The organism is Castellaniella sp. WN (assembly GCF_054457555.1).
Window position 1 is genome coordinate 833,537 of sequence record NZ_JBTKZC010000001.1, and the last position, 22,999, is coordinate 856,535.

The 22,999-nt window shown below is 66.9% G+C and carries 16 protein-coding genes, 1 tRNA gene and 1 pseudogene; 10 read left to right on the forward strand and 8 right to left on the reverse strand.

Annotated elements, in window-relative coordinates; all coding sequences use genetic code 11:
• Positions 1-4 precede the first annotated feature (4 nt).
• Positions 5-1,429 carry an FAD-binding oxidoreductase gene (locus tag ACTPOE_RS03805; RefSeq protein WP_458870890.1) on the reverse strand — a complete coding sequence of 475 codons (1,425 nt, stop codon included), beginning with the start codon at positions 1,427-1,429 and terminating at the stop codon, positions 5-7.
• Positions 1,430-1,719: 290 nt separating this feature from the next.
• Here ACTPOE_RS03805 and ACTPOE_RS03810 point away from each other — a divergent pair, with 290 nt between their 5' ends.
• Positions 1,720-2,622 carry a recombination-associated protein RdgC gene (locus ACTPOE_RS03810; protein ID WP_458870891.1) on the forward strand — a complete coding sequence of 301 codons (903 nt, stop codon included), beginning with the start codon at positions 1,720-1,722 and terminating at the stop codon, positions 2,620-2,622.
• A gap of 58 nt (positions 2,623-2,680) precedes the next feature.
• Here the strand turns inward: ACTPOE_RS03810 and ACTPOE_RS03815 are convergent, their stop codons facing one another.
• From ACTPOE_RS03815 to ACTPOE_RS03835, 5 genes are all read right to left on the reverse strand, one after another.
• Positions 2,681-3,973 carry an aspartate carbamoyltransferase gene (locus ACTPOE_RS03815; protein WP_458872748.1) on the reverse strand — a complete coding sequence of 431 codons (1,293 nt, stop codon included), beginning with the start codon at positions 3,971-3,973 and terminating at the stop codon, positions 2,681-2,683.
• A gap of 195 nt (positions 3,974-4,168) precedes the next feature.
• Positions 4,169-4,726, reverse strand: coding sequence for a hypothetical protein (locus ACTPOE_RS03820; RefSeq protein WP_458870892.1), 558 nt, complete (start codon positions 4,724-4,726; stop codon positions 4,169-4,171).
• 91 nt (positions 4,727-4,817) lie between these two features.
• On the reverse strand, positions 4,818-7,109 hold the full coding sequence (pbpC, locus tag ACTPOE_RS03825) for a penicillin-binding protein 1C (RefSeq protein ID WP_458870893.1): 2,292 nt from the start codon (positions 7,107-7,109) through the stop codon (positions 4,818-4,820).
• Positions 7,109-13,084 carry an alpha-2-macroglobulin family protein gene (locus tag ACTPOE_RS03830; protein WP_458870894.1) on the reverse strand — a complete coding sequence of 1,992 codons (5,976 nt, stop codon included), beginning with the start codon at positions 13,082-13,084 and terminating at the stop codon, positions 7,109-7,111. Before ACTPOE_RS03830 ends, pbpC begins: the two co-directional genes overlap by 1 nt.
• 125 nt (positions 13,085-13,209) lie before the next feature.
• Positions 13,210-13,902: a GntR family transcriptional regulator gene (locus ACTPOE_RS03835; RefSeq protein WP_458870896.1), complete on the reverse strand. Its 693-nt coding sequence runs from the start codon at positions 13,900-13,902 to the stop codon at positions 13,210-13,212.
• 359 nt (positions 13,903-14,261) lie between these two features.
• Here ACTPOE_RS03835 and ACTPOE_RS03840 point away from each other — a divergent pair, with 359 nt between their 5' ends.
• The 7 genes from ACTPOE_RS03840 to ACTPOE_RS03870 all read left to right on the forward strand — a co-directional run bounded on the left by ACTPOE_RS03840 (position 14,262) and on the right by ACTPOE_RS03870 (position 20,826).
• Positions 14,262-15,275, forward strand: a complete 1,014-nt coding sequence (locus ACTPOE_RS03840) for a TRAP transporter substrate-binding protein (RefSeq protein ID WP_458870897.1) — start codon at positions 14,262-14,264, stop codon at positions 15,273-15,275.
• Positions 15,272-15,826, forward strand: coding sequence for a TRAP transporter small permease (locus tag ACTPOE_RS03845; RefSeq protein WP_458870898.1), 555 nt, complete (start codon positions 15,272-15,274; stop codon positions 15,824-15,826). Before ACTPOE_RS03840 ends, ACTPOE_RS03845 begins: the two co-directional genes overlap by 4 nt.
• Complete coding sequence (locus ACTPOE_RS03850) at positions 15,823-17,103, forward strand: TRAP transporter large permease (protein ID WP_458870899.1); 1,281 nt, start codon at positions 15,823-15,825, stop codon at positions 17,101-17,103. Before ACTPOE_RS03845 ends, ACTPOE_RS03850 begins: the two co-directional genes overlap by 4 nt.
• Before the next feature lie 11 nt (positions 17,104-17,114).
• Positions 17,115-18,470 carry an amidohydrolase family protein gene (locus ACTPOE_RS03855; RefSeq protein WP_458870900.1) on the forward strand — a complete coding sequence of 452 codons (1,356 nt, stop codon included), beginning with the start codon at positions 17,115-17,117 and terminating at the stop codon, positions 18,468-18,470.
• A 23-nt stretch (positions 18,471-18,493) separates the two neighbouring features.
• Positions 18,494-19,237 carry an aspartate/glutamate racemase family protein gene (locus ACTPOE_RS03860; protein ID WP_458870901.1) on the forward strand — a complete coding sequence of 248 codons (744 nt, stop codon included), beginning with the start codon at positions 18,494-18,496 and terminating at the stop codon, positions 19,235-19,237.
• Between the two features lie 12 nt (positions 19,238-19,249).
• Positions 19,250-20,653: a dihydropyrimidinase gene (hydA, locus tag ACTPOE_RS03865; RefSeq protein ID WP_458870903.1), complete on the forward strand. Its 1,404-nt coding sequence runs from the start codon at positions 19,250-19,252 to the stop codon at positions 20,651-20,653.
• A 94-nt stretch (positions 20,654-20,747) separates the two neighbouring features.
• A tRNA-Ile gene (locus ACTPOE_RS03870) sits at positions 20,748-20,826 on the forward strand.
• 71 nt (positions 20,827-20,897) lie between these two features.
• Here ACTPOE_RS03870 and ACTPOE_RS03875 read toward each other — a convergent pair.
• Positions 20,898-21,026 (reverse strand): annotated as a pseudogene (locus ACTPOE_RS03875) (tyrosine-type recombinase/integrase); the annotation flags it as partial.
• Between the two features lie 130 nt (positions 21,027-21,156).
• On the opposite strand from ACTPOE_RS03875, the gene ACTPOE_RS03880 reads away from it, so the two are divergent.
• Positions 21,157-21,411 (forward strand): type II toxin-antitoxin system Phd/YefM family antitoxin, encoded by a 255-nt coding sequence (locus tag ACTPOE_RS03880; protein WP_043682303.1) that lies wholly within the window; start codon positions 21,157-21,159, stop codon positions 21,409-21,411.
• Entirely contained in the window at positions 21,408-21,836 is a 429-nt protein-coding gene (locus ACTPOE_RS03885; protein WP_458870904.1) for a PIN domain-containing protein, read from the forward strand. Before ACTPOE_RS03880 ends, ACTPOE_RS03885 begins: the two co-directional genes overlap by 4 nt.
• 284 nt (positions 21,837-22,120) lie before the next feature.
• Here ACTPOE_RS03885 and ACTPOE_RS03890 read toward each other — a convergent pair whose 3' ends face one another.
• A complete protein-coding gene (locus tag ACTPOE_RS03890; RefSeq protein ID WP_458870905.1) occupies positions 22,121-22,993 on the reverse strand; it encodes a PAS domain S-box protein in 873 nt (290 codons plus the stop codon).
• Between the last annotated feature and the right edge of the window lie 6 nt (positions 22,994-22,999).

Below are 22,999 nucleotides of genomic sequence, written 5' to 3' on the forward strand. Positions count from 1 at the left end.
GCCATCAGGGCAACAAACGGCCGGGGTTGAAAAGACAGTGAGGGTCGACGGCCTGCTTGACGGCACGCATCAGGGCCAGTTCGACGGGCGCCTTGTAGTGCGCCATCTCGGGAACCAGCGTGCCGCCGACGCCATGTTCGGCGCTGAACGTGCCGCCCAGCGCATGGGCCGCGTCATCCACGCCGCGCCGGATCGCTCGTGCGGTGGCGTCCCGGTCGTCCAGGGCATTCCATTGCTCGAAACTGAACAAGGGAATGAAATGCACATTGCCGTCGCCCAGATGAGCGACGATCAGGGTCCGGATGTCCGGCGCGAGCGCCTGGACGGCGGCGCGGGCCCGCTCGATGAACCGGGGCACCGCCGAGACAGGGACGGCACAATCGGTGGTAAGGCCCATGCCCGCTTTCTTGTTGGCTTCCGATACGCTATGGCGGAATTGCCACATGGCCCGCCGCTGAGTCTCGCTCGAAGCCAGGGCGGCGTCCCGCAGCAAGCCTCGCTCCATGCCTTCTTCGAGCAGGGCCAGCAGGGCCTCGTCGTGGCGTGCGTCCGCATGCGTGTCCGACAATTCCACCAACAGGTGCCAAGGATGAGGCCCGGACAAGGGATCATGACGGCCAGGCACATGCCGCAACACCGTCTCCACCTGCGCGGCATCCATCATTTCGCATGCGCTCAGCTTGTCGCCGAACCGCTCCTGGAAACGGCCCAGCAGCGCGAGCGCCGCATCCGGATCGACGGGCGCCAGCCACGCCATTGAATGCGACAGGGGCAAAGGGTGCAGCTTCAGCGTCGCTGCGGTGATGACGCCCATCGTGCCTTCCGCCCCGATGAACAAGTGCTTCAGATCCAGACCGGTGTTGTTCTTGCGCAGGCTGCGCAGGCCGTTCCAGATCGTGCCGTCGGGCAGGACCACCTCCAGCCCCAGGACGTTCTCGCGCGTGTTGCCATAGCGCAGCACGCCGGTACCGCCGGCGTTGGTCGAAATCGTCCCGCCGATCTGGCAAGAGCCCTCTGCCCCGAGACTGACCGCATACAGGCGCCCTTGAGCGGCCGCCGCTTCCTGCACCCGCGCCAGGACGCAGCCCGCTTCGACCTCGATGGATGAGTTGGCCACGTCCAGGCGACGGATGCGATGCATGCGCGAAAGATTGACGATGACCGGGGGAACGCCTTCGTTGGCCGGCACCGCGCCCGCGCACAGACTGGTATTGCCCCCCTGCGGCAGTACGGGATTGCCGTGCCGGACGCATGTCCGCACCACGGCGGCGACCTCTTCCACCGAGCCCGGCAGGACGACGCAGGCGGCGGGGCCCTTGTAACGAGCGCGCCAGTCCTCGGTATAGCTCGCCATGTCGGTCTCCGACACCCGTAACGCGGACGGTCCGAGGCAGGCCGTCAGGTCGGAAATCAGTTCACTCTTGCTCATTGCCGCCGTGCTCCTTGCCCCCCGGACCCCGGGGAAGATCCATTCGACGGCCCAGCATACGATCATTTAAATCGCATTAAACTACAAGCAATCTGTATACGATTGAATTACGGGTAATTCCTAGCAGTGATCTTGCTCGCAAACGAAGGCCGGCCGCGTCTCCCCCGATCGATTTGAACCCGGACACGGGCGCTGGCACACCGATTCACATCCATCCGGCCGCCCGGGTCTTTACCGCGTACAATCAAGTCCCGTTTTCACCGCCGCCCGCCGGCCCGCACGACAAGACCATGTGGTTCAAGAATCTCAAACTCTACCGTCTCGCCCCCAACGCTTCCCTGACCGCCGCCGACCTCGAAGCGGCGCTGGAGCCGCTCGCCTTCCAGCCAGGCGGTAGCCAGGACAGCCAAGTATCGGGGTGGTTGCCGCCGCGCGAGGACAGCGGCCTGGCCTATGCGCAGCATGGCCAGATCCTGCTGCGCCTGCAGACGGAAAAGAAGCTGCTGCCGGCCACGGTCGTCAACCAGGCCAGCCGCGCGCGCGCCCTGCAGATGGAAGAACAGCAGGGCTACAAGCCCGGTCGCAAACAGATGAAGGAAATCAAGGAGCAGATGACGATGGAGCTGCTGCCTCGCGCCTTCGTCATCGCCCATGACACGCGCATCTGGATCGACACCGTGAACCGCTGGGTGGCCATCGACGCCGCCGCCACCGCGCGCAGCGACGAGGTCCTGGGCCTGCTGGCCAAGACCCTCACCCCCTTTCCCATCGTGCCGCTGCACGTGGAAATGTCACCGGGCGCCGCCATGACACTGTGGCTGTCCGAGGACGAGGCGCCCGCCGGGTTCACCATCGACCAGGACACGGAACTGCGCTCCACCGGCGAATCGCGCGCCACCGTGCGCTACGTGCGCCAGACGGTCGAACTGGACGAGGTCCGCCGTCACGTCCAGGCGGGCAAGCAATGCACGCGCCTGGCCATGACCTGGAACGATCGCGTGTCCTTCGTTCTGACCGAGAACCTGGACATCAAGCGCGTCGCCCCCCTGGACGTGCTGAAAGAACACCAGGACGCCCAGGCCGCCAACGAGGCTGAACAATTCGAGGCCGACTTCGCCCTGATGGCGGGCGAACTGGCGCGCATGCTGGACGATCTGGTGGCGGCGCTGGGGGGAATGCGCGCGGCGGCGTGACCGCCGTCACGACTCCGGACCCATCGCAGACACAACTCCCGCGGGCCGCGGCCCGCGATCAATCGATCCCGTGGAACACGCTGTCGTCCGGTCCGATATGGGACGGCGGCGCCCAGGTCACGTCGCGCAGCGAATGCTGCACCAGACCCTCGACTCCCATCAGCACGGCGAAGATCGCCATGCGCACCGGAATGCCATTGTCCGTCTGGCGGAAGATCGCCAGGCGCGGATCGTGGTTCAGGTCGGTGCCGAGGTCGTTGGCGCCCTCGCGGCTGTCGCGCGGCAGCGGGTGCATGACGATCGTGTCCGGGCCGCAGCAGGCATCCACGATGACTTTGTTGACCTGGAAATCGGCCGAATAGCCCTCCAGGTTCTCGCCCGAGAAGCGTTCCTTCTGCACCCGGGTGGCGTAGACCACGTCCGCGCCCTTCAGGCCGGCGGCCAGGTCGTGGGTCTGCTCGATGACGTGGCCGTTGCGGCTGGCCTGGTCCAGCAGGTATTCCGGCATTTCCAGGCCCGGCGGGGACACCAGGGTGAACTTCATGCCGCGATACAGGGCCAGCAGTTTGATCAGCGAATGCACCGTGCGGCCGTATTTCAGGTCGCCGGCCATGACGATGTGTGCGCCATCCAGCAGTTTGCCCAGCCGTGAGAATTCCGTGAGGATGGTGTAGAGGTCCAGCAACGCCTGGCTGGGGTGCTCGCCCGCGCCGTCGCCGCCGTTGACCACGGGGATGTTGGTCGCGGCGGCGAATTCGGCCACGGAGCCCTTTTCCGGGTGACGGATCACCATGGCGTCCACGTAGCCGCTCATCACGCGGCTGGTGTCATAGATGGATTCACCCTTGGCCATGGACGAGAAGGTGAAGCCGGTGGTGTCGCACACCGAGCCGCCCAGGCGGCAGAAAGCCGCGCCGAAGCTGACCCGCGTGCGCGTGCTGGCTTCGAAGAACAGATTGCCCAGCACCGCGCCTTCCAGGACGCGGGAGACCTTGCGCCGCCGTGCGATGGGCTGCATCAGGTCGGCCACGCGGAACAGTTCCTCGACGGATTCGCGCGTGAACTGGTCCACGGACAGGAGCTGGTGCTTGTTGTTGGCGGCGATGCGGTCACGCAAGGGACCGGATTGTGCGCTCTGCGCATACTTTTCCATCAGCGCGCCGTTTTCCACGATCTCGGTGACGAAGCGGGAGACGACTTCCGGCATGGAACGGGCTTCCTGGGAACCCTCCGGCAGCAGCCAGGTGTCCAGGGCGCGGCGCTTGACTCCGATACGGGCGGCGAACACGTCGCGGGTCAGGTTCAGGCGGCGCATCGCGTCGCGCAGGAAGACTTGCTGGGAAATTGCCATCATCGGCTCCTATGTACGCAATGCGTAGATTTTCACCGATTCAACGTCATTGCCGCAAGAAAAACTTGCGGCGCCTCGCCCTCCGCGCTGAAAAAACAACGCGGCACGGCCCGCGAACGAACCCAGCCTCCGCCCGGCGCGCACGGGATATGGCGCGACGGCGGCCTGGATGTTCAGGAACCGCACGCGGGAACCTCAGAATCCCCCGGCGGACGGCGGCGCCGGATCGACGCCGGCGACCGAACGCGCGGCGAGTTCGGCATTGCGCGCCGAGCCCACGCCGAAAGCGAGTTGCTGCTGGCTGATCGGCGCGGCATAGCCCGGCGCGGCCAGCATGGTATGACCCACGACCAGGGCCAGGCGCAGGCCGGGGTTCGCCGCTGTCGCCTCGCGCATCTTGCGCAGCCCCTCGTCACCCAGGATCAGCACCAGGATACCCTCGCCCTTCTGGTCGGTCGCCGACTGGATGCCGATCAGGTCGCTGCGTCCGATGACCGCCGTCGGCCGCACGTACAGCATGCCGGACGGCTTCAGGGGAACCGGCGTCCAGTCGGACCGGGGCCGGGTGTCGGCCAGAAACACGCGCAGGTCCAGGGCCTGACGGTTTTCGGTGATGGCATGCCGGGAGCCGGACGCCTGCGCCGACGTGGCGGCGGAGGAAGGGGCGGCCGCCCTGTCCGTCCCGCCTTTCGCGTCGGGCACGGACTGACAGCCGGCCAGAACCGCCAGCATCGCCCCCGCCAGGGCCGTCATCCATGGTTTGCTGCATCCAAACCGCCGATCGCGCATTCCTCGCCTCCTTTTCGTCCTGTCCAATAACCCATGATGGCATATTTCGTCGTGATCAATGTTTACCCTGCGCATCAGGATGGTTCCCGGAACCGGTGCCATCGTCCCGGCCGGCCTCGCTCCCCGGATCCGCGGCGCCGATGGCGAACCGCCAGCCACGGACGATGACCCGGACCCGGTCCAGCACCGCACCTCGCGCGTCGCGCAGTTCGAAGACGTGCGCGCCCGGATGGGGCGCCCAGTCCGGCGCCGGACCCCGCCCCCCGCCGTAGGACGCGCCGTCCAGGAACCAGCGCGCGTCGGCCACCGGCCGCGAACGGGCATCCACCGCCCGCAGGCGCAAGCGCTGGCGGTCCCAGGGGATGTCGGGATCCAGGGCCAGGATCGTGCCGTCCACGGGCTCGGCGATGCGCGGCCGGCCTGGATAGTCCTGCTCATCCGGCGGCGCGAACCGGGCCTGGGCCGTGTCCCCCAGGAAATACTCGGCGCGCACGGGCTCCAATCCTCCGCCAAAGGCCACGACCTGCTCCGTGACGCCCGGCGGCCGGGGCGGCGGCGACGGCACATGGTTCCGGTAGAGCCAGTCGAACACGTCGTGCCAGACGGGGCCGGCGCCGCTGACGCCCGACACCTTGCGCATGCTGTCCCCGGCGCTGTTGCCCACCCAGACGCCCACCGTGTAGTCGGCCGACCAGCCCACGCACCAGTTGTCACGCATGTCGCGGCTGGTGCCAGTCTTCACCGCCGTCCAGAAACGCGTGGTCAGCGGACTGTCCAGACCGAAAGTCCGGGCACGCGCGGTTCGGTCGGCCAGCATGTCGCCGATGATCCAGGCGGCCTCGGACGAGTACAGCCGGGTCCCCGCCTGGGTCACCGCCCCAGGCCGCGCCCTCAGGTTCACGGGCGCGTAGTCGCCCCCGCGCGCCAGCGCCCGGTAGGCGTTGACGAGGGACAGCAGCGTCACATCGGCCGATCCCAGCGCCAGGCTGTAGCCGTAGTAGTCCCCGCCCCGGGTCAGGGGCAGGCCCAGGTCGACCAGGCGGCCGGCCAGCGCATCGGGCCCGACCAGCATCAGCGTGCGCACGGCCGGCACGTTCAGGGAGGACGCCAGCGCCGTGCGCGCGCTGACCCAGCCGCCGAAACGATGATCGTAATTGTCCGGCACGTAGAGCCCTCCGCCCCCGTCCAGTCCGACCGGGCTGTCGTCCAGCAGCGAGGCGGCCGTCAAGCGCCGCTGGTCCAGCGCCAGACCGTACAGGAACGGCTTCAAGGTCGAACCCGCCTGGCGGGTGGCGCGTGCATGATCGACGTCGGCGGCCTCGGACAACGCACCGGACGAGCCCACGTAGGCCAGCACCGCGCCACTGCGGTTGTCGAGCACCACCACGGCGGCGTCGGTCACCCCCGTGCCGCGCAATTCGCCCAGGCGCCGGCGCACGGAACGCACCGCCGCCTCCTGCGCACCGCGATCCAGCGTGGAACGGATCTCGCCCCGCGCGTCGGCCAGGCCGGCCTCCCATAACAGCCGTGCCCAGTGCGGCGCCAGCGCCGGCGCATCGAAGCGCGCCTCGCGGGCGCGCGACAGGGCCGCCTGCGTGAAGTCCCGCAGGCCCCGGCATTCATCCGGCCGGCCCAATTCGCGCAGCAGGGCGCAGCCGCGCTGGACCAGTGCCGGAACCGGCGCGTTCGGCCCGCGCAGCAGCACGGCGGCCAGAGCGGCTTCGCGGAAGGTCAGGCCCGAGGCATGCTTCTGGAACAGCACGCGCGACAAGGCGTCGACCCCGACCAGTTCGCCACGCCAGGCCGCCAGATTCAGATAGGCTTCCAGAATCTCGGATTTGGTCCAGCGGGCTTCGAGCGCCCGGGCCGCCTGCATCTGATCGAGCTTCTGCAGGACGCCGCGCCCGCCCGGCCCGCGACGCAGCGCGGGGTCCAGCAGGGCCGCCAGCTGCATGCTCAGGGTCGAGGCGCCCCGCCGGACGCCACCGCCCCAGGCGGACGACCAGGCCGCCGAAGCGCTCGCCAGCCAATCCACCCCGCCATGCTCGTAGAAGCGACGGTCCTCGGACATCACCACGGCCCGCTGCAAAGCGACCGAGACCTCGGCCAAGGGCAGCCAGTCGCCGCGCCGACCCGAAAAATCAATGCGCAGCCGCTGCAATTCCCGCCCGTCCGAGGCCAGCAGCCGCGCGTCCGAGGGGTGCCAGTCCGCCCGGACGGCCGCATAGTCCGGCGGAAAGACCGCATCATGCGCCTGCGCCCGGGACTGCGGGGCCAGCAGGCTCGAGCCCAGCGTCAAGGCCAGTATCAGCCTGACGGCCCGCTGACGTCGGCCCGCGAAGGCCATCAGGGCTGGGGCTCCACACGCAGAGGCGTATTGGGTGTCTCGCCGAACACATCCGGCTGATACAAGGCCTCGGCGCGCGTCGGCGGCAACTGGTAATCTCCCGGCACGTTCAACCGCACCGTGTATTCCAGCGTCCGCTCGCCCGGCTCCATGACCTCGTAGTAGGCCCGGAACACGCCGGCGTCACGCTCGACGAAACTGGGCTGGTTCCAGTCGTCCTGGCTCTCGCCCGACGTTGCCAGACTGGAATCCCGCCCCAGCCCGCCGCCCAGGACGGAGGCCCCCGCCGGCACCGGATCGCTGATCACGGACCAGACCAGGGCCTCCCGGGCACGGACACGCAGGCGCACGCGATAGACGTCGCCCACCGACCAGCGGTCGGCCTGCGCCCTGGACACTGGCGTCACCGTGCGTTCGACCTTCAGCCCGGCATCCACGGCCTGCGCCAACGGCACGGCGGCGCGCGCCGCGACCGTGGCCCAGCCGCCGCCCTGCCCTTGCTGGACGATTTCCAGCGCGCCCTTGCTCGCCCGCGGCCAGGGCAGGTCCAGGGACTGGTGGCGGACGCCGTCGGCCTGGGGCATGTCGGCCCAGCGCAGCGTGGTCGGCTCGCCCGGCGGCAGTACCACGCGCACCGCACCCTCGCCCGCATGGGTTTCCATCTTGCGCGCGAACTGGTCCACCGCCAGGGTGCCCAGGACATTGGCCGCGGTCGTGGACCAGGCGCCGTCGCGCTGCATCGACAGCAAACCGGTCAGCAGGCGCGGCAGGTCCGCCCGCCAGCCGGGCCGATCCAGCACCGTCATCAGCAGGCGGGCCTGGGCGGTGGCGGGATTGCTCATCAGCCACCAGCCCGAATCCACCGTCTCGTCGGCCAGCACCAGTGAAGTTCCATGCCGGGACAGGCGGGCGCGCAGCACGGCCTCGGCCCGGGCCGACAGGGCTTCGCGGTCGGGCAGGTCCGGCACGTGCCGCAGGATCGACAGCCAGGTCACCACGGCGGCCGTCGGCCAGTCGTCGACCTCCAGCGCGAAGCTGTCCAGCATGCCGGGCTGCCAGGCGCCGGCCAGCGCCAGCGCGTCGACGGCGATCAACTTGCGCCAGAAATCGTCCCGCACGGGCGCCCAGCCATCCTCGGTCAAGCGGCCGAACACATAGTCCTGCAAGGCGGCCAGCATGCCCTCGCGCGTCTCGCCGGGCAGGCCGTAGGCCGCGTCCGGGGCCTGCGCCCGCGCGGCGAGCTCCAGCAGATGCGCCGTCAGGACCACGCTGCCGCGTCCACCCGGGAAATATGACAGCAGGCCGGACTCGGTCTGGTAGTCGGGCAGGCGCCTCATCAGCACCCGCCACGCGGCCGGATCCCGACGCCCCAGCGCCTTGGCGCTGAGCTGCTCGACGCAAGTATAGGGATAGGCGTCCAGCCAGGCGCGCACGCCCGGCAGAGAGCCCGCCAGGCTGGACTGCAGGCTGACCCGGACGCCGCCCCGCGGCACGCCGGCCGCATCGGGCAGCGCCCGCGCCGAAGCATCCACCGGCACCTGTTGCGGCACCCCGTCCGTGATCTGCAGCAGCGTGGCCTGGCGCACCGTCACCGGCACGGCGGGCAGCAGCGTCTGGGCAACCGCGATCCGATCGGACGCCGCCTCGCCCCCGGTGGTCCGCGCCTCGAAGCGCCAGTTCAGCGTCTCGATTTCCGACCGGCCCGACAGGGTCGGCGCCGTCACCGGCCAGGCCACGGTCCGCGCCGCGCCCGGTTCGAGCTGCAGCGCCTGCCCGGGCAAGGCCCGCTCGGGTCCATCCGCCGCGGCCACCCCGGCCGACAGCGCCAGCGCCATCGGCCGGTCCGTGCGGTTGCGCACCGTCGCCCGGGCCTCGTAGCGATCGCCTTCGCGCGCTACCTGGGGCAGCCCAGACACCACCTGCAGGTCCTGAGTGCTGACAATGTCGGTGTGGCCCGTCCCGAACAACCCCTGGCCCTGATCGACCACGGCCACCAGACGAAAGCGCGTCAGGGAATCATTCAGCGGCACTTCCAGCGTGGCCTGGCCCTGTGCGTCCAGCGTCAGGTCGCCACGCCACAGCAGGCGCGTGTCGAACAGTTCCCGCGTGGCGTTGAAACCGCCGCCACCGCCCGCCGCCACTGCCTTGCGGCCATAGTGGCGGCGGCCGACGACCTCGCCCTGGCCAGTGGCGGTCTCCACGCCATAGTCGCGCTCCACGCGCATGGCCCGCAGCAGATCCCAGCTGGCGTTGTCGCGCAATTCCAGCAGGGCCTCGTCCACGGCGGCGAAGGCCACACCGGCCCCGGCGGCCGGCTTGCCGTCGGGCAGGGTCGCCTGGATGCGGACCTTGGCGCGCTGGCGTACCTGGTAGGTGTCGCGATCGGCCTCGACCTTGACCTGCAGACGGTCGGCCTCGCTCTGGACCCGGATACTCGCTAGGCCGAAGCGGAATGCCGGCTTGGCCAGGTCGACCAGGCCGGTGGGTTCCGGCGCATCGTCGGAACGTGCGGCGCGCGCGTCCATCCAGTCCAGCGGATGGCGCCAGCCCCAATCGAAGAACGATGACCAGGGCACCTGGCGGATCCGGCCGCGCACGGCCAGCACCGAGACATAAACGTTCGGCCCCCAGCCGGCCTGCACGGGCAGGCGCACGACGGGCTCGTCGCCGTCCAGATCGACCACGTGCGTCTCCAGCACGCCCTCGCGCTCCACCGCCACCAGCGCGCGCGCCTGGCGGAATGGCATGCGCACCGTGAACTCGGCGGTCTCGCCGGGTTTGTAGTCGGCCTTGGCAGGGATCACGTCGATGCGGTCGTCATTGCCCTCGCCGAACCAGGCCTCGTCCCCCCACACCCAGATCGAGGTCGAGACGCGCGACACGCGCGATTGCGCATCCCGGGCCTGGGCGAACAATTCGATCCGGCCATCCCGATCCAGGCTGACGGGGCATTCCAGCTGGCCCTTCGCATCGGTGTTCCCCTGGCACAGCGTGCCCAGGGAGGCGACCTGCTCATGGGAATCGTAGGCGTAGAACCCGCCCACCAGTCGCTTGCGGGTGCTATAGGTCGTGCGCACGCGGCCGTCCAGCTGGACCGGCACGCCGGCCTGCGGCCGTCCGGCCGTATCCAGCACCAACAGCGTGACGCCGGACTTTTCCCCGCGCGCCATCCAGTGGCCCGTCCGCAGGCCGACCACGACGGCCGAGGGCCAGACCTGCGCCGTCTGGGCCAGCGTCTGGATCTCGCCGGAGGGATCGGCGAAGGAGGCCTCGAACAGCCAGGATTGAGGCTCGGACGGGCGCGGCAGGTCCGCCAGATTCACCCGAGCCCCGCCCTGCCCGTCCAGTCGCAGCGCGCGCCGATCCAGGATCAGCCGCCGCAAGCCGGCGGACGCGGCGCCGGCGGATTCCGGATCCTCTGCATCCGCGTCACCCTCGTCGGCCCCCCGCACGCCGAAACTGAAATCGTCGTATTCGGCGAAGCTGGGCGTCAAGGGCCGCGCCACCGCCGACAGCGTGGCGGGCAGGTCGCGCGCCGGTCCGCCCGAAATCCAGGACAGCTGCAGATCGGCCCGCACCGACTTCGGTGCCACCAGCGACCCGCCGGCCTGCGCATCATCCCCCGCGATTTTCAGCGAACCCGTCAGCAACGGCAGCTTGAAGGACTCGACCCGGAAATCGCCGGCATGCAGCCAGGGGGTCCAGTCATCGTCCGACTGGCCCGCCGACGGCTGCAGTTCGATCGAGTAGGTGCCCAGATGGGCCTTGCGCGGGATCGTGTAATCCAGCAGGGCGTACTGTCCCCCGCCGGGGTTGGTCTTCCAGTCCAGCGCCAGCGTTTCGGCATCGCCCGAGCCGTCGTGCGTCAGGCGCACCTGCGCGGGCAGGCGATCGGCGGGCAGGTTTTCCACCCCGTCGCGGCCCAGGCGGCGCAGGAACAACTTCATGGAGACCGTTTCCCCCACCCGAAACAGTGTGCGATCCAGCACCGCGTGGGCCACCAGATCGGGCTCCCGGGACCGGCTGGCCGGCACATTGAAGCGCCAGGGTTCGATCCCCCGGTCCCAGCTCGACCAGGCGAAGGAAAAATCCGCCTGTCCATGGGCCTGGGGATGATCGGCGGCGATGCGCGCCGTGACGAACACGCCAGACTGCCCCGTGCCTTCGCAATATCCATCCGTCGGCACGGGCGTGTCCGCATGCCATATCCCTTGCGCGTCGGTGTTCCCGTCCAGCAGGCGCCGTCCGTCGCAATCGAGCACCACGACCCGGGCGCCCGCGACCGGCCGGCCCTGATCCAGCGTCGTCACCCAGACCAGGGTGTCGTCGCGTCCGGTCTTCAGGTGGACTGCAAGGTTCGTCACCAGCACCGCCGAACGTACATGCATGACCTGCTCGTCCGCCGCCGAGCCTTCGCGCTTCAGCAGCGCGGCCCCCAACCGGGGCGAGGCGACTTCCAGCACGTGCAGGCCGGGCTCGTCCAGGGGAATGCCGACCATCTCGATGTCCTGGCCCTCCGCATCCCGGACCCCGGGCAGCGTCAGCGTCCGGACCGCGTCCTTGGGACCGAACACGGACCGCGAGCGCACGTCGATGTCGGGTTCGCCTTCCCGTGCCTCGCGCGGCGCGCGCAGCGCCAGCCGGTCGGCGAACTGGCCGGCTGTGAGCGAGCCTTCCTGGAGATTCCTCACCCGGGCATACCATTGCAGGGCCTGGACGTCGTCCGTGATCACCTGGTCGCTCACCTGGCCGGCGGAGAGGACGAGATCCCGGGTCTGCAGCTGCGGCTCCACCCGGCGCAGGGCCAGCGGCGCCAGGGCGGGCCGATCCTGGCCCGGCGCGCCCTCGGCGAAACGTTCCACAATGCCGAACTCGCCGGAGGCGAACTTCGCCAACGGCGGCATGGCGTCCATCCGGATCGTCAGGGGAAAGCGGTCCGCATTGGCCAGCGGCAATCCCATATCGTCGCGCAGCGCATCGGGCAGCGTCAGCGTCAAGGTCGACCGCTCCTCGAAAGGAGGATCGAATTGCAGAGTCTCGATCGTGTCGCCCGACGGATCTTCGCCATCGGGACCGAACTGCCGCGCCACGCGCGGCCCCTGCGGGGTATCCAGCGCGACGCGTGCCGCCAGGTCCCGGGGAACGGGCCTGGAGAAAGCCACGAGGATGGGAAACAGCGGCGAACATGGCGCCTGCGCATTCGTGCGCGTGCAGCTCATGACCGCGTTGAACGCGGTGCGGACCTCGAAGTCCTCCGCCAGCCCGACCGCGGACGGCACGCCCGGCCCTCCCGCCTGCCCCGCGGAGCGCACGCCGGCCTCCACCACCAGTCGCACCCGCGCCTTCGGCGGCAGCAGACGCTTGCATTGCAACAGGCGGGCATCATCCCAGGCATCCGTTTCGTCGGAACCCGTGACCACCTTAAGGATCCGCGCGCGGTCCACCCCCGTCACCAGGCGCGTCGGCACGGCCTCGCCCAGACCCTCGACCTCGCAATAGCTGTGCTGCAGCAGAGACCGCGTATCCGGAGCCGCATTGAAGCGCAGCACGAAGACCTGGTCCTCCGCGATGGTGCGGCCCCAGGGACGGACCAGCCGGGCGCGCGGCCCGCCGGTGGCGAAGCGGCGCGCGTCGCCGGCCAGCGGCTGGCCCTGCAGATCGCGAAAATCCGGATTGAGCCGCGCCTGGCACGACACAGCCCCTGCCAGCGGCATGTCGAAGACATAGACCCAGTGTTGCGGATCGGTCCAGCGGCCCGAGCCCTTGGCCGCGTCGTCGTCGCAGACGATCAGGAACGGATCGGCCGCCCCGCTGTCGCCCAGCGCCACGGCGGGCCCGTCGAAATCCGCCTGCACCCGGGCGATCCGGGCCATCATGCCCTCGGGGGAAAACCGCGTGACCGACAGGGCCGAGGCGGAAATGGGCCCGCACAGGACCAGCGCCGCCAGCGCGAAGCGCGAAAGAAGATGTCGCATAGGGGAGCCCTCCCGGGTCGTTGCTGTTTTTATGTCAGGAGTTCAGGTTACCATCCCGGGCCCCTCGAGCCGGCGGGTTTCTGTTCCCGCGCCGAGATGCGAGAGCATCGGATCGAGGGCCGGTCCTACTGCTCGAAGATCGATTCGAGGTCGATGTCTTCCATCGTCTCCTCCAGCCGCAGGCTGGCCTCGATATGCTCCAGATGCTTGAGCACCAGCGTCCGGGCCCGCGCGACATCGCCCGCCTCGATGGCGTCGATGATGCCCGAATGCTCGTCGGCGCGGCAACTGGTGGCCATGGGCGCGTCGTACAGGAAAATGGTCAGACACGTCAGTACAGACAACTGGCGCATGCTGCGGGCCATCACATCGCTTCCCGCCAGTTCCGCCAGGAGTTGATGGAACTCGCCCGTCAGACGGATGACGCTCGGCTTGTCTCCGCGCCGACGCGCGTCGACCTCCAGGTGCTGGTGCTCGCGCAGGCGCTGGATTTTTTCCGGAACCAGCGTCTGGATGAGCCGCTGGATGATCGCGGGCTCCAGGACGCGGCGCATCTCGAACACACTGCGCGCCTGCTCGATGGAAGGCTGTGCGATGAATGCGCCCTTTTGCGCGATCTGCTCGACCACCATTTCGTGCGCCAGCCTGGCCAGGGCTTCCCTGACCCGCGTGCGGCTGCATCCGAAGATCGTGGCCAGTCTGCCCTCGACCAGCTTGGTGCCGGGCCGAAGCCGATGTTCGAGGACCGCGATGTAGATCTTTTGATAGATTTCGTCCGCGGTGTGCGCCTCGGGCGGCATGGGCCGACGTTTCGACATGATGGCGTCAGTCTATCCAGACGATGAATTCTGGAAATTATAGCATTTGTTGTACTGTTTCCTCAAAAAATGCATACAGAACTGAACACAAAGCAATTCAAAAATCGTTTTCTCCGGCAGGATTCATAGTTTTGTTCTATTAAAAAATGAAATCCTTCATCTATTTTTCATTTTAACCATATGATTTATAATAATAAAATTGGTATACACAAACTGTACATATTGGCTGCATAGGTGTAAACGATGATGAATACTTTATTGAATACAGCATTAGAATGGCCCGACCAATCACTGGGGCCCCTCATCCGGCATCAGCGACGCAGTGCCGGGACGCCCCCCAGGGCTACAAGGAGAACGCCATGTCATTCCGCATCCCCCGCTGTATCTTCATGCCGCCGGCCCTGTGTCTGGCCGCCGCGCTGACCGTCATTGCGCCACAGGCGCAGGCTGCGCCGCAGACCCTGCGCATCGCCAGCAACTTCCCCTCCGACCACACCGCCAGTCAGGCGATGACGCTGTTCAAGACCGAAGTCGAACGCGCCACCAACGGTGAACTGAAGATCGCTCTCTTCCCCGACATGCAGCTGGGCGGGGCCATGGAAAACGTCGACCAGGTCCGTTCCGGCACGGTCTTCGCATCGGTCAGTTCGATCGCCTACTACACGCGCATCGTGCCCGAGTTCGAGGCGGTCAGCCTGCCCTTCCTGTTCGATTCGCGGGCCGCCGCATTCCGCGTCATGGACGGCGAAGCCGGCAAGCAGCTCGACAAAAAAATGGCGGACAAGGGCTTCATCGTGCTGGGCACCGGCGAACTGGGTTTCCGGCATGCCACCAACAACGTCCGCCCCCTGACATCGGCCAAGGATTTCGCGGGCCTGAAATTCCGCCTACAGCCCAATGAAGTGCACCTGGCGACCTTCAAGGCCCTGGGCGCCAACCCTGTATCGATGGACGTCAAGGAGGTCTACTCCGCCCTGCAGCAAGGCGTGCTCGATGGCCAGGAAAATCCATACAACATCATCGCGACCCGCCGCTTCAGCGAAGTCCAGAAATACCTCTCGGACACTGCGCATTTCTTCGATTACATCAACGTGGTCGCCAACAAGCGCCAGTTCGAGCGCCTGCCCGCGGAACAGCAGCAGGCCATCCGCGACGCCATGGCCAAGGCCATGCAATGGCAGCGCACCGAAGCGGAAAAGCTGGACGCGCACTGGCGCGAGCAGTTGATCAAGGGCGGCATGCAATTCACCGCGATCACCCCCGAGACGCGCGAAGAACTGCGCAAAGCCACGGCCTCGGTGGTCGACCTGCTGCGCACGCGAGTGGATCCCAAGTTCGTCGATCTGGTCGTCGCCGAGGGTACCGCCAAATGAGCGCGGGCACGTCGCACGCTCCGCAGTCCGCGGGCGGCCCCCCGGCGGGCCCTGGCAGCCTGCAGCGGCGCATCCTGTCAATGACCGGGATTCTCGACCGGATATCGGCGGTGATGATCATGGCGACCATGGCCACCATGGCCGCCATGGTGTCGCTGCAGGTCTTCTGGCGCTACGTGCTGGGCTCGTCGATCGATTCGGCCGATGAACTGTCACGCCTGTTCTTCATCTGGGCGATGTTCCTCGCCATCCCCCAGGGCGTGAAGTACTCCGTGCACGTCGGCATCGACCTGTTCCTATACGCCTTCAGCCCGGCCATGCGCGAACGGCTGTTCCGCCTGGTGTCGGCGGCTGGCGTAGTGCTGATGGCCGCCACGTTCTATGCCGCCTGGATCGCCACGGCGGACAAGTGGCAGGAACTCATGCCGACCCTGCCGATCACCGCGGCGATCTATTACCTCAGCGTGCTGTGGTGCGTCGGGCATTCGACACTGCATCTCCTGATCCACACCTGTTTCGGCTCAAAAGCCTGGGGAGACCTGATGCTATGACCACCATTGCGATTGTCGTCTTCTGCATCTTCGCGCTCCTGGGCATGCCGCTGGCGTTCGCCCTGGGTTTCGCTTCGCTCGCCGTCCTCTACCAAGCCGACTTCGAACTGGTCGTGCTGGCGCAACGCATGCTGCATGCGATGGACAGCTTCCCCCTGATGGCGATTCCGCTATTCATGCTGGCCGGCGAACTCATGGTCAAGGCCGACATGATGGATCGGCTGGTCACCTTCGCCAACAGCCTCGTGGGCCGGGTGCACGGCGGCCTGGCCAACGTCACGATCATTGCAGGAACGATCCTGGCCTCGGTCACCGGCGCGGCGGTCGCCAGCGCCAGCGCGCTGGGCAGCGCCCTGGTGCCCGCGTTGCGCAAACATTATCCCGATGGATACAACTGCGCGGTGATCGCCTCGGCGGCCAACCTCGGGCCGGTGATCCCGCCCTCGAACGCCATGATCGTCTACGCCTTGATGGCCGGATCCACCGTTTCGGTGGGCGGCCTGTTCATGGCCGGCATCGTGCCGGGCCTGATCCTGGCGGCGGGATTCATGGGACTGGCGAGCTGGATCTCCTGGCGCCGCAAGTATCCGCTGACCGGCGAGGCCTTCAATGTCAGGAACGCATGGGTGCAATTCAAACGGGCCTACATCATCATCCTGATGCCGATCATCGTGGTCGGCGGCATCATCGGCGGCATCTTCACCGCCACCGAAGGCGCCGCCATCGCCGTGGTTTATTCCCTGCTCATCGGCTTTCTGGTGACGCGCAAGCTCAAGCTCTCGGACATTCCCGGCATCCTGTTCCGCTCCGCCGTTTCCGCCTCGATGGTGGGGGCGCTGATCGCCTTCGCCTCGACAGTGACCTTCGTGCTGACCATCGACATGGTGCCCCAACAGCTTGCGGACTGGGTCCTGTCCCTGACCTCCGACCCGATGGTGTTCATCTGGATCACGATGGCGCTGCTGGTGCTCGTCGGTATGTTCATGGAGTCCAATGCCGCGTACATCATGCTGGTGCCGCTGTTCGCGCCCATCGCCGTCAATTTCGGCATCGACCCGATCTGGTTCGGCTTCCTGTTCATGTACAACCTGGTGGTCGGCATGATGACTCCGCCGGTCGGCGTGCTGTTCTTCGTCATGAGCGGCATTACACGGACACCCATGGGCGCCATCGTCATTGAATCGATGCCCTTCGTCATCCTGCAATTCATCGTGCTGGCACTGTGCGTCATTTTCCCCGACATCGTCACCATGCTGCCCCGGGCGCTCGGATTCTAAGGAGACCACCTGTGAATCATCCGAATCTGGATCTGCTGTTGACGGGCGCCACCGTCGTCACAGGGGATGGCGCACGCCGAGTAATCGAGGACGGTGTGATCGGCATCGCCGGATCGTCCATCGTCCTGCTCGACGCCAGGGCCGCCCTGCCCGTCCTGCCTCCCGCGCGACGCACGCTCGATCTCGACGACCACGTGATCGTCCCGGGATTCGTCAACGTGCACACGCACACGATCCTGACCATGGTTCGAGGCGTGGCCGAGGACATGGGCTTTGCGCCCGCCTACACACCGGGCGTGCCGCACGGCCACGAAGTCATGGAAGAGGAAGCGGTGGCGCTGGCGCGGCTGGGCGCGCTGGAAGCACTGCTTTTCGGCTCGACCCTCATCAATGACAGCTACGTCCACGCCGACCTGACCCTGCCCGCGATGGCCGATCTGGGGCTGCGCGTCTACACCTGCGGCCGGGTTCACGACGTGGATTTCTCCCGGGTCCACCTGGGCGACTGGCGGCACGACCCGGCCATCGGCGAACGCACTCTGGACGAAGCCGTCCGCCTGCACGAACGCTGGGGCAACCGGTTCGGCGGCCGCACCGGCGTGCAGCTCACGCCGCACGCCCCGGACACCTGCTCGCGCGAACTGTTGCGCCAGGTCGCCGACTGCGCCACGCGCCACGGCATGCGCGTCTCGACGCACCTGTCCCAAAGCCTGCTCGAGAACCGCCGCATCCAGGAGCGCGACGGCTGCAGTCCTTGCGAACTGCTCGACTCCGTCGGCCTGCTCAACGAACGCCTGGTCGCGGCCCATGGCATGTATCTGAGCGACGACGACATCCGGCGCGCAGGCGCCGCTCGCATCAACCTGGCGCACATCCCCAAGGGCAATGCGACCGGCGGGCGCATCGCCCCCACCCGGGCCCTGCGGCAGGCCGGCGCGAATCTGACACTGGGCACCGACAACATGCACGCCGACATGATCGAAGTGATGCGCTGGGCGCTGTGCATGGCGCGCATCCAGGCCGGAAGGATCGAAGACGACTGGCAGCCCGAGGACGTCCTGGAAATGGCGACGATCAACGGCGCGCACGCCATGGGCCTGGAGGACCGGTTGGGCAGCCTCGAGACTGGCAAATGCGCCGACCTGGTCTGCCTGGACATGCGGCGGCCTCACCTGGTGCCTTGCCTCGACGTCCTGGGCAATGTCGTGCACACAGGTCAGGGCCGCGACGTCGCCATGGTCATCGTCGATGGCGACATCGTCGTCGAGAACGGACGGGCGCTCAAGGCCGATCAGGATCGCATCCTGGCCGACGCGCAAGCTGCCTCGGAGGCGCTCTGGGAACGGGCGCGCGCTCAAGTGGAATGAATGCCTACTCTGGAAATCCCGCCATGAATCTGCTGCTGATCAACCCGAACATCTCGGAAAGCGTGACTTCGCTCATCGAAGCCGAAGCCCGGCGGGCCGCCCTGCCCGACACGGTCCTCGCAACGGCGACCGCGCAAAACGGCGTCGCCTATATCGAGACGCCGGCGGAAGCCGTGGTGGCTGCCTACGAAGTCTTCCGCGTCCTCGGCGAATGCCACGACCAGTACGACGGCGCCGTCGTCGCCGCTTTCGGCGATCCGGGCGCCGCGCAAGCCAAGGAAATCTTTCCCATCCCCGTGATCGGCCTGACCGAGGCCGCGCTCGCCAGCGCCTTCCTGCTCGGAGGCCGCTTCGCGATCGTGGGCATATCCGAGCGCATCGGCTACTGGTACGAGGAAACCGTCGCCACGCTGGGGATGACACGCCGGTTCGCCGGCTACCATGGGCTGGGGCAGGCATTCCGCGATATCGGCACCGTGGGCGTGGAAGCGCGCGACATCCTGCTGCGCATGTGCCTGCAGCGCGTGCACGAGGGCGCCGACAGCATCATCCTCGCGGGAGCGCCGCTCGCCGGACTGGCCCGCGAGATCGCGGCGGAAGTCCCGGTACCACTGATCGACGGCGTCGGCAGCGCGGTCCGCATGCTCGAAAGCATGGTGCGCGCCGCCCACGGCCCGCGCAGGACCGGCGCGCTGTCCGCACCGCCCGTCAAACCGCACAAAGGCCTGCCTGCGGGTCTGTCTCGATTGATCGGACGAAACTCCTAGCAGAAGGATCTCATGAGCATGACATTCGACCTGGTGATCCGGGGCGGCGAAATCGTGACCGCCGCCGACCGCTACACCTGCGACATCGGCATCCGGGGCGGGCGCATCGTCACCCTCGGACACGATCTGGGCGAAGGCCGCGAGTCCATTGATGCGCGCGGGCTCCTCGTGCTGCCCGGCGGCGTGGATGCGCACTGCCATCTGGACCAGCCGATGGGTTTCGGGCTGCGCATGGCCGACGATTTCGCCAGCGGCTCGCGCTCGGCGGCCTGCGGCGGAACCACCACCGTCATCCCCTTCGCGGCGCAGGCCAAGGGCCAATCCCTGCGAGCCGCCGTCGACGACTACCATCGGCGCGCCGCCGGAAAATCCGCCATCGATTACGCGTTCCACCTGATCGTCTCGGACCCGACCCCGGCCGTCCTGCACGATGAACTACCGGCTCTGATCCGCGAGGGCTACACCTCGTTCAAGGTCTACATGACCTACGACGACCTGAAACTCAATGACCGGCAAATGCTCGACGTACTGGATGTGGCGCGCAGCGCGGGCGCGCTGGTGATGGTCCATGCCGAAAACTCGGATTGCATCACATGGCTGACCGAGCGGCTGGACCGCCAAGGCCGCACCGCCCCGAAATATCACGCCGTGTCGCGCCCCGCCGTGGTGGAGCGCGAGGCCACGCACCGCGCCATCTCTTTTTCGGAACTGGTCGATGTGCCGATCCTGATCGTGCACGTGTCAGGTCGGGAGGCCATTGAGCAAATCCGATGGGCCCAGCGGCGCGGGCTGCGCATTCATGCCGAAACCTGCCCGCAATATCTCTACCTGACGGCCGGGGACCTGGATCTGCACGGCTACGAAGGAGCCAAATGCGTGTGCAGCCCGCCACCGCGCGACGAGGCCAGCCAGGAGGCCGTGTGGCGCGCGCTGGCAGGCAACGTGTTCTCCATCTTCTCGTCCGATCATGCGCCGTTCTCCTATGACGATCCCGGGGGCAAGAAACTCAAGGGCAAGGAACAGAAGTTCCAGCACATCCCGAACGGCATCCCGGGCCTGGAAACACGCCTGCCGCTGCTCTTTTCGGGCGGCGTTCTAGGCGGACGCATCAGCATCCACCAGTTCGTGGCGCTGACGGCCACCCAGCCGGCGAAGCTATACGGTTTGTACCCCCGCAAGGGGTCGATCATGGTCGGCGCCGATGCCGACCTGACCCTGTGGGATCCACACCGAGAAGTATGTATCCGCAATACCGCCCTGCATCACAATGTGGATTACACCCCTTATGAAGGCCGCGTCGTGACCGGCTGGCCGGTCATGACGTTTTCCCGTGGGCGCCTGATGGCGCGCGAGTTCGAGTTCGTGGGCCCGGAAGGCGCGGGCGAATTCATGGCCTGCGGCCAGCCGCTTCTCTGAAGTCCGGAGGGTCGCGCGCCACCAGCCAGCATGCAACGCGCTATGCGATAATCACGTACTTCCAGTTCCGGGCGCACCGCATCCGGGCCGGAGCGGGCCTCTAGCTCATGCCTGGTTAGAGCAGTGGACTCATAATCCATTGGTGCCGAGTTCGACTCTCGGGGGGCCCACCAGAATTATCCTGCTGAATCAGTATCTTATCGCCACCCTGCACGGTGGCGATTTCCGTTTCTGGGGCGTGATGTGCCCAAAACGTGACCGCTTCCGCGTGGGCTTCCAGATGACTGGGCGCCAAGTGCGCGTACTTCTGCACCATCTCGATGGTCTCCCATCCGCCCAGTTCCTTCACCACCAAAAGCGGGGTTCCAGCCTGTCATGCAAATGTATTCGTCAACTATGTCAAGCGGGCTCTACCGCGCCATTCCACAAACTTTTGCTGGACTTGCTTTCCGGCATGAAAGTAGTAACATACCTACTTAATTCGTTTGTTCAGGAAGTGTCGCATGACCATCACAACGCTATCCAGTCGGGAGCTGAACCAGGACGTGACACGAGCGAAGAAGGCCACCAAGAGCGGCCCGGTGTTCATCACGGATCGCGGTAAGCCTGCTCACGTGCTGTTGAGCTTCGATGACTATCAACGGTTGACGAAGCAGCGGCGCAACATTGCCGACGCGCTGGCGATGCCGGGTGTTGCGGACATCGAGTTTGAGCCACCGCGCGTGACCATTGGAGCCCGGCCGGCTGATCTCTCATGATGTACGTGCTCGATACCAACGTGCTGTCCGAGCTGCGCAAGGTACGGCTTGGCAAGGCTGATGGGAATGTGACGGCATGGACGGAAAGCGTCGATGCCGCCGACCTCTTCGTATCGGCCATCACCATCATGGAGTTGGAGCTTGGCGTTCTGTCGATTGAACGCAAGGACGCGACTCAAGGGGCCATGCTGCGTTCATGGCTGGAGCAGCACGTATTACCCGAGTTCTCCGGGCGCACACTGCCGATCGATACCGCTGTGGCGCAGCGTTGCGCTCGGTTGCATGTACCGGACAAGCGAGGCGAGCGTGACGCGCTCATCGCGGCTACGGCGCTCATGCACGGCATGACGGTGGTCACGCGCAACGTGGCCGATTTCAAACCGACGGGAGTGACCATCGTCAATCCGTGGGAGCCGTCGCCATGACCTCCCGCAGGTTCAAGATTGCTCCGCAGGGCGGTACTCCAGCGGTACAGAGCTTAGTTTTGCCCACCTTCGTCAAGCTGCACTAAACTACTGTCGCAGCTTATTTTTTTGCTCTGTAGCTTACGCTCCCCTATGCTTGATTTTCCTAGGCATAGCACGTTGGCGACGAACTCATAATCCATTGGTGCCGAGTTCGACTCTCAGGGGGCCCACCAGAATTCCGGCTCTAGGCGGCTCTACCCCATAAACGGGGGATGGGTCTTCATCAGAGGTTGATGACACCATCAACCTTTCTGCGTCTGGGCCTTGCGCGCAGCGCGTTCCTTTTCCACCCGCTCCGTCACATCGCGTGCCATGGCAACCGAACCGATGGCGGCGCCCGTCTCGTTCTTGACCAGGGCGAAGGTCATTTCCACGTACAGCTTCCGACCATCCTTACGCACCCCGCGCGTCAGGGTCGGCCGCCCCTCGAGCTTCATCCGACCGCTGGCGAGCGCGGCGTCATAGCCGGCCCAATGGGCGGCGCGCAGATGTTCTGGAATGATCAGGTCCAGGCTGGCACCCAGCGCTTCTTCCGGCGAAAAACCGAACAGTCCGCCGGCCGCCGGGTTCCAACGCACGATCCTGCCCGCGCGGTCGGCATAGATCAGGGCGTCGGTCGTCTGCTCGACGATCCGTTCCGCCAGATCCCCGGGTTCCGCGGAGACGTCGCGGATGTCGGCCAGGATGCGGCAGAACAAGGCCGCCGGCAGCGACGTCCGCTCCGGCTCCGGCCCTTCGCCGGTCTGGTGCAAAATCTCCAGGCCCCGGGTCGAATCCAGCACGCGGCGCAGACCCTCGTTCTGGGCGAAGCGCGCGCGCAGCGCCCGTCCGATCAGCCGATGATGTTCGCCGGACCCGAACTCGATCCGCGCCTCTCCCCAATAAGCATAGCGCTTGTCCGCTCCCTTGCCGCATTCCTTGGCCTCCCTGGCCCAGGACGCGAAGGCTCGCTCGCGGGCCGGATGGCCCGGCGGGAACTTGATGCCCTGGATGAAACCTTCCACGGACGCCAACGGCACGCCGTCCAGTTCGAACGGCGACAGGCTGAAATTGGACAGGGCGACGCCCCGCCAGTCATCGGACGTGAATGCGATATTGATCGTCTTGCGGGTCATGCGGGA

Excerpts from the sequence above, each read along its gene's own strand:
- ACTPOE_RS03840 (WP_458870897.1), top strand. The coding sequence starts at position 14,262 with ATGTCATTCCGCATCCCCCGCTGTATCTTCATGCCGCCGGCCCTGTGT.
- ACTPOE_RS03885 (WP_458870904.1), top strand. The coding sequence starts at position 21,408 with ATGATGTACGTGCTCGATACCAACGTGCTGTCCGAGCTGCGCAAGGTA.
- ACTPOE_RS03805 (WP_458870890.1), bottom strand. The coding sequence starts at position 1,429 with ATGAGCAAGAGTGAACTGATTTCCGACCTGACGGCCTGCCTCGGACCG.
- ACTPOE_RS03810 (WP_458870891.1), top strand. The coding sequence starts at position 1,720 with ATGTGGTTCAAGAATCTCAAACTCTACCGTCTCGCCCCCAACGCTTCC.
- ACTPOE_RS03835 (WP_458870896.1), bottom strand. The coding sequence starts at position 13,902 with ATGTCGAAACGTCGGCCCATGCCGCCCGAGGCGCACACCGCGGACGAA.
- ACTPOE_RS03860 (WP_458870901.1), top strand. The coding sequence starts at position 18,494 with ATGAATCTGCTGCTGATCAACCCGAACATCTCGGAAAGCGTGACTTCG.
- ACTPOE_RS03845 (WP_458870898.1), top strand. The coding sequence starts at position 15,272 with ATGAGCGCGGGCACGTCGCACGCTCCGCAGTCCGCGGGCGGCCCCCCG.
- ACTPOE_RS03890 (WP_458870905.1), bottom strand. The coding sequence starts at position 22,993 with ATGACCCGCAAGACGATCAATATCGCATTCACGTCCGATGACTGGCGG.
- pbpC (WP_458870893.1), bottom strand. The coding sequence starts at position 7,109 with ATGGCCTTCGCGGGCCGACGTCAGCGGGCCGTCAGGCTGATACTGGCC.
- ACTPOE_RS03880 (WP_043682303.1), top strand. The coding sequence starts at position 21,157 with ATGACCATCACAACGCTATCCAGTCGGGAGCTGAACCAGGACGTGACA.
- ACTPOE_RS03830 (WP_458870894.1), bottom strand. The coding sequence starts at position 13,084 with ATGCGACATCTTCTTTCGCGCTTCGCGCTGGCGGCGCTGGTCCTGTGC.
- ACTPOE_RS03850 (WP_458870899.1), top strand. The coding sequence starts at position 15,823 with ATGACCACCATTGCGATTGTCGTCTTCTGCATCTTCGCGCTCCTGGGC.
- ACTPOE_RS03820 (WP_458870892.1), bottom strand. The coding sequence starts at position 4,726 with ATGACGGCCCTGGCGGGGGCGATGCTGGCGGTTCTGGCCGGCTGTCAG.
- ACTPOE_RS03815 (WP_458872748.1), bottom strand. The coding sequence starts at position 3,973 with ATGGCAATTTCCCAGCAAGTCTTCCTGCGCGACGCGATGCGCCGCCTG.
- hydA (WP_458870903.1), top strand. The coding sequence starts at position 19,250 with ATGAGCATGACATTCGACCTGGTGATCCGGGGCGGCGAAATCGTGACC.